The sequence below is a fragment of the Psychrobacter piscatorii genome, from assembly GCF_001444505.1.
GTDB classification, from domain to species: Bacteria; Pseudomonadota; Gammaproteobacteria; order Pseudomonadales; family Moraxellaceae; genus Psychrobacter; species Psychrobacter piscatorii_B.
In genome coordinates, this window is sequence record NZ_LNDJ01000135.1 from 1 (window position 1) to 6,322 (window position 6,322).

Here is a 6,322-nt window from a genome sequence, read left to right on the forward strand (position 1 = left end):
CTTACAACTACTTTTGCAAGAGGTCTAATAAGTCCTTATTTAAAATTTCAGATTTTATGAAGTATAAAAACCTACCTTATACTGATAATATAGTTTGGTGATTCATTATAAAACCACTATTTGAACCTTATAGTGGATTGTATATTTCTGAATTTTAGCTTAGGAAAGAACCTATGACTACATCAACCGTTCAATACCAAGGCAACCTACGCACCCAAGCCTTACATCTACAGTCCAACAATCAAATTATTACAGATGCACCCACTGACAATCAAGGCAAGGGCGAGGCGTTTTCACCGACTGATTTGCTAGCCACCAGTTTGGCCAGTTGTATGTTGACCATTATTGGTATTAAAGCCGCTGATATGGATATTGATGTGGTCGGAACAAAAGCTGAAGTAACGAAAATAATGGCTGCAGATCCTCGCCGTGTGAGTGAGATTCAAGTGCGCATTGAGTTCAAAACAGAGTTAGATGAGCGTACTAAGAAGATATTAGAAGCCGCTGCTTTCACTTGCCCTGTGGCAAAAAGTATTCATCCTGATATTAAACAGGATGTCACCTTTGTTTATGGTCGTGGTGAATGAGATGAATACTAAGACTTTACTCATTGTGGCTCATGCGCCATCATCGAATACTAAAAAACTCGCTGAGGCGGCTTACAACGGGGCCAATCACACAGATATTAATGTCAATGTTGTCCTGAAGTCGCCGCAGGACACGCAGCCTGAAGATGTGTTGGCTGCTGATGCTTTGCTATTAGGCACGACTGAAAATCTGGCATATATGGCAGGGCTGACCAAAGACTTCTTTGATCGCTGTTATTATCCTGTGCTAGAAGAGAAGCAAGGCATGCCATTTGCGGTATATATACGTGCAGGGCATGATGGTACGGGTACCAAGCTTGCAATAAAGACAATCATAACAGGGCTACGCTGGTCATGGATTCAAGAGGCGCTGATACTACAAGGCGAGTGGCAAGACAGCTTTATCGAACAAGTAGAAGAGCTTGCCATGACGTTAGCCGCTGGCGTTGAGGCAGGTATTTATTGATAGTATATTTTGTCAATGATTCGCGAAATATACTGCAAACCTAATGGGCAGTCTCAGGAGAGTATCAATGCAAAACGATCATCTAAACAGCCAAGTGGATATCGACGCGTTGCCATTCTCTCAAGCGTGCGAGAACAATAAGCAGCCTATCCTAGAAGTATTGCAAAACGAGCTACAAGGCTTTAAGCACGTGCTAGAGATTGGCTCTGGAACGGGTCAGCATAGTGTTTACTTTGCTCCTGGTTTACCTGAGATACAGTGGCAAACCAGCGATGTCACGAGTAATCATCGTCATATAGCGGCTTGGTATCATGCTTATCCTGCGCCCAATCTATCTCTACCATTAGCGTTTGATTTGGCTTACGATTCTGTACCTATCAATAGTCAGTCAGTAAATAGCAATATAGCCAAGCCCTATGATGCGATATTTACGGCAAATACGCTACATATCATCAGTTGGGCGTTGGTCGAAAAATTATTTGCACTGGCTGGTGATGCGTTACCTGTGGATGGTAAGCTGATTGTCTATGGCCCATTTAACGAACATGGTAACTATACCAGTGCGGGCAACCAGCGATTTGATGCGATGTTAAGGCAAGGTAATTCTGACAGTGGTATCCGTCATAAAGAAGACATTGTAAATTTAGCAAATATGCATCATCTAACGCTTAGCAGAACGTACGCGATGCCTGCCAATAATCAGCTATTGGTCTTTCAGAAGTATTAAATGATTAGAACGTCAAAAAAAGACACGTCACTGATGATTCGTTGAGGTGTCTTTTTTTTGCATTGCTTATATGGTGACTGATATTTTTATACGATTAGATTATTTATACTCATCTGCTAAGAAGTCCAAATAACGTTTCCAAGAGCGCTCATCGGCGCGTGCATCATATCTTTCACTGCCAAATACGCTAAAGGCATGGGGTGCGCCGCTGTAAGTGACCATTTCATGAGGAACTTTTGCCGCTTCTAGCGTTTTGCCCAGAGTCGCAAAACTCTCTAGAGAGACAGACTGGTCAGCTGAGCCGTGGAATACCAATATCTCGCCAGTGGTCTTGTCATAACTTTGACCGGTCGGAGTATCAAAGGCTCCATGGAAGGGGACAAAGGCTTTTTGCGGGAAGCCTGAACGTGCTAACTCTAATGCAACCGTACCACCGAAACAATATCCCATGGTCGTGCCGTTACGCACATCATTGCCCTCCAGTCGTCCAGCATTTAATGCACCTTGTAGTATGCGGCGCATTTTGTTGCGATCGTCATACAATTCGCCTGTTAAACGCTTATTTTCTTCGACAGAGGTCGGACGAATGCCTTGCCCAAACATGTCTGCTGCCAGTACGTTGTAACCTTCATTCGCTAGCATATCAGCGCGTTTGCGCTCATAGTCGGTTAGACCATCCCAGTCGTGAATCAACAAGATAAAAGGGGCGTTTGGCTTATCGGCTTTGGCGTAATAGCCCTCGTATGCTTGGTTATCCACTGTATAAGTGACGTTCTTGGTCGTGATAGCGGCAGCGGTTTGGCTGATGGTCAATGCCAGGAGCCCCATTGATGCACCCGCCAATAATGAGCGGTAAGGTTTTTTGGACGAGAAATTCGAAGTTGGTAACATAGTCGATAGCCTTATAGTTATATAAAAAGAGATAAATATATGGCTAAAAACCATGCCAATGTTATTTATCGATGATCTCTAGTACGCCATAAAGCATACCTTAAAGAATAACTAAATTACAAGATTGGATTGTTAACGTTTAGGCTGGCTCAAAAGCCGTCAAGCGGTTGAGTGACTGCGCACGTAAACTTTAACCAAACATCAACAAGTTTCACTATATACGCAACTATAAGCGACTTAGTTTTTGGGTAAGATAAGCCGTATGCCTTTTATTCCTTTATCTTTTTTAATAATTGGTCATGCAGCAGCACAGACAAATAATCGACAGATGAAGTCAGTATTATCCCAAAGGATACAATACCTGTGTAAGCACATTTTTAATGGTCTTAGAAGAGACTATTTTACTCATTAGCTAGGATATTTTATGAATAATAATATCGATCATACCGACCCAGCCAAAGACATGAATACTGAGCGTGGCAATGGGGGCGAAACCCATCAGCGCGCAGGCGATGACACCAAAGTATTGACCACCCAACAAGGCGTGGCTATCAGCGACAATCAAAACTCACTAAAAACAGGCTCACGTGGTCCTACGCTATTAGAAGATTTTGTACTACGTGAAAAGATCAACCACTTTGACCATGAGCGTATCCCTGAGCGTATCGTCCATGCTCGCGGTAGTGCGGCACACGGTTATTTTGAGCTGACCGAATCATTAGAAGAGTATACAACGGCCAAAATTTTGACCGAAACCGGTAAACAAACACCACTTTTTACCCGTTTTTCGACCGTTGCTGGTAACAAAGGCTCAAAAGACACGCCACGTGATGTACGCGGATTTTCTGTCAAAGTCTATACCGAAGAAGGTAACTGGGATATCGTTGGTAACAACATGCCCATCTTCTTTATCCAAGATGCCATTAAATTCCCAGATTTGATCCATGCGGTCAAGCCTGAGCCAGATCGCGGATTCCCACAAGCGGCGTCTGCCCATGATACGTTTTGGGATTTTGTCTCATTGAGTCCTGAAACCATGCATAATCTGATCTGGTTGATGAGTGATCGTAGCCTGCCACGTAGCTTACGCATGATGGAAGGTTTTGGTATTCACAGCTACCGTTTGATTGATAAAGACGGTAAGAGCACCTTTGTACGTTTCCATTGGAAGCCAGTACTTGGCGTACAATCAACCACGTGGGACGAAGCCGTAAAAATCTCTGGCGCAGATCCTGATTATCATCGCCGCGACTTGTTTGAGTCAATTGACAATGGCATGTATCCTGAATGGGAATTTGGCGTCCAGTTATTTACTGAAGAAGAAGCGAATAACTTCCCATTTGACCATTTGGACGCGACCAAGCTCATTCCAGAAGAGCTAGTGCCCGTGAAAATCGTTGGTAAAATGGTCTTGAATCGCAATGTAGATAACTTCTTTGCAGAGACAGAGCAAGTCGCATTCTGCCCATCACACGTAGTTCCTGGTATCGACTATAGTAATGATCCATTGCTCCAAGGCCGTCTATTTAGTTATCTAGATACGCAGTTGTCACGTTTGGGCTCACCAAACTTTGCGCAAATTCCAATCAATGCGCCAAAATGCCCGTTTGCCAACAACCAGCAAGATGGCCATATGCAAATGCAGGTGCCTAAAACGCGGGTGCTCTATGAGCCACAAAGCCTTGATCCAACGCGTCCACGCGAAAGCGCCAAACGCGGATTTGCCTCATTCCAAGAGCAGATGGATGATGGCGTTAAAGGTCGCATCCGTGCCGAAAGCTTTGCCGATCATTATAGTCAGCCGCGTATGTTCTATCGCAGCCAGACAGAGGCAGACAAGGCACACATTGCCTCTGCATATGCGTTTGAGCTGGGTAAAGTAGATACTGCACATGTACGTACTCGTATGCTCAGCCATCTGCCGCATATCGATGAAGACTTGGCTAATCGTGTGGCTTCAGCCCTCGGTATGGAATTACCAGAGCCTGCTGATGCCGCTGCACCTGTACAGGATCTAGGCACGTCAAAAGCGCTGCAAACCATCGGTATCTCACCGAAGAGCCTAAAAGGTCGCTTAATTGGTATCTTAGTTGCTGAAGGTTCTAGCCATAGTGAAGTCAAGAAGTTTGAACAAGCCGCTATCGACGCTGGTGCTAGCGTCAAGATCGTCGCGCCTAATAAAGAAGTGACACTAGATGATGGTACACACATTCAAGCGGACGAACGTCTTGCTGGTGGCCCTTCTGTGCTCTTCGACGCTGTGGTCAGTATCATTATGCATCCACCAGCCAAAAAGCTGGCCATGGATAGTGCAGCACTAGATTGGTTCAACGATGCTTATGCACATTGCAAAGCGATTGCTTATTGCCCTGCGACTGAAGAACACATCTTGAGCAAATTGCCTATCGAAAAAGATAAATTTGTGACGCCACTGGATGACGTTGATGGTTTCATCGAAAACGCTAAGACCCGTCTATGGGAACGTGAACCAAAGGTTCGTGACCTTGCATAGTTGATAGCGTAATTGATGGGATAAGCTTTAAATCTATAAAGTAAATGCTTAATGTAGAAAACCCAGCCTAAGCGCTGGGTTTTTTGCGTTTTTACTGGAAGTATAAACGTCGTCGTTAATGATGTTACGCATTATGCGACTATTATCAACCGTATCTATAGTCACAAGCGTTCACTGAAAACGATTTGTTTTGTATTGATTATCGCTATACTAAAAATACAAAGACACTAGGATCAAATGATCAGGGATGATAAATGAGTTCGTGTGAGATTGTACGCTTAGAGGGGTATATCCAGAGTAGCTACCTTGCGGTATATCCAGATAAGATAATGCTACTAGACGGCTGCTGCCGTGCCGATGTGCCAATGGTGCTTGGGTATATCAAAGATACTCTAAATAGGCCGATAACAGACCTAAAAGTGGTGGTGGTCACTCATATGCATCCGGATCATGCGGGCGGTGCGCGCAAGTTTCGCCAAGAGACTGGCTGCCGCATTATCTCTGCTGATAAGAAAAGTCAGTGGTACGGCGGTATTGGTGGACGAGCGATGCATTTTGTCGATATGAATCTTGCGTACTATGTGGCGAGGCGGCAAGGTCGCCCATTCAAAAATCTGTACTATTCGGCAAGCCTAAAGCCAGATATCACCGTCACAGACGGTGACTTTGTCCCAGAGTTTGATGAATGGCAAGTGTTAGAGACGCCTGGGCATACCGATCGCGATCTGTCTTTATTTCATTTGCCCAGTCGTCAGGTATATACGGCTGATCTCATCATCAAATTACGTCATAAGTTTGTGGCGCCATTTCCTGTCTATGATCCCAAAGCTTATAAGCAATCGTTAAAAAAAATCAGAGATTTAAAACCATTAATGGTAATGATGGCTCATGGCCGAGAGCGGGCGATGAGTAGGGTAGAGTTTGATGCGTTCATCGACCAAGCCCCCAAATACCCGCGCACCATCAAAGACACGATCAGACATAAACTGCTATGGCGTAAGAAAGGCAGCTTCCGACTTTTTAAACGGCGACATCATAAGTAGATATAGAATAAAGGATAGAAAGTGCAGACGAAAAAAAGCCCAGTTACTATCATAGTAACTGGGCTTTTCAAATATGGTGGGCTGTCCGCGACTCGA

At 44.4% G+C, this 6,322-nt stretch carries 6 protein-coding genes; 5 read left to right on the forward strand and 1 reads right to left on the reverse strand.

Features of this window, described 5'->3' with window-relative positions; translation table 11 throughout:
* Nucleotides 1-173 precede the first annotated feature (173 nt).
* The 3 genes from AS194_RS13250 (at nucleotide 174) to AS194_RS13260 (ending at nucleotide 1,780) form a co-directional block, all read left to right on the forward strand.
* Nucleotides 174-587, forward strand: a complete 414-nt coding sequence (locus tag AS194_RS13250) for an OsmC family protein (RefSeq protein ID WP_058025969.1) — start codon at nucleotides 174-176, stop codon at nucleotides 585-587.
* Between the two features lies 1 nt (nucleotide 588).
* Nucleotides 589-1,053 (forward strand): flavodoxin family protein, encoded by a 465-nt coding sequence (locus AS194_RS13255; RefSeq protein ID WP_058025973.1) that lies wholly within the window; start codon nucleotides 589-591, stop codon nucleotides 1,051-1,053.
* Between the two features lie 67 nt (nucleotides 1,054-1,120).
* Entirely contained in the window at nucleotides 1,121-1,780 is a 660-nt protein-coding gene (locus tag AS194_RS13260) for a DUF938 domain-containing protein (RefSeq protein WP_200960366.1), read from the forward strand.
* A 99-nt stretch (nucleotides 1,781-1,879) separates the two neighbouring features.
* Here the strand turns inward: AS194_RS13260 and AS194_RS13265 are convergent, their stop codons facing one another.
* Nucleotides 1,880-2,671: a dienelactone hydrolase family protein gene (locus AS194_RS13265; RefSeq protein WP_058025970.1), complete on the reverse strand. Its 792-nt coding sequence runs from the start codon at nucleotides 2,669-2,671 to the stop codon at nucleotides 1,880-1,882.
* A gap of 424 nt (nucleotides 2,672-3,095) precedes the next feature.
* On the opposite strand from AS194_RS13265, the gene AS194_RS13270 reads away from it, so the two are divergent.
* Both AS194_RS13270 and AS194_RS13275 read left to right on the forward strand, forming a co-directional pair.
* On the forward strand, nucleotides 3,096-5,183 hold the full coding sequence (locus AS194_RS13270) for a catalase (RefSeq protein WP_058025971.1): 2,088 nt from the start codon (nucleotides 3,096-3,098) through the stop codon (nucleotides 5,181-5,183).
* A gap of 254 nt (nucleotides 5,184-5,437) precedes the next feature.
* Nucleotides 5,438-6,226 carry an MBL fold metallo-hydrolase gene (locus AS194_RS13275; RefSeq protein WP_058025972.1) on the forward strand — a complete coding sequence of 263 codons (789 nt, stop codon included), beginning with the start codon at nucleotides 5,438-5,440 and terminating at the stop codon, nucleotides 6,224-6,226.
* Nucleotides 6,227-6,322 lie beyond the last annotated feature (96 nt).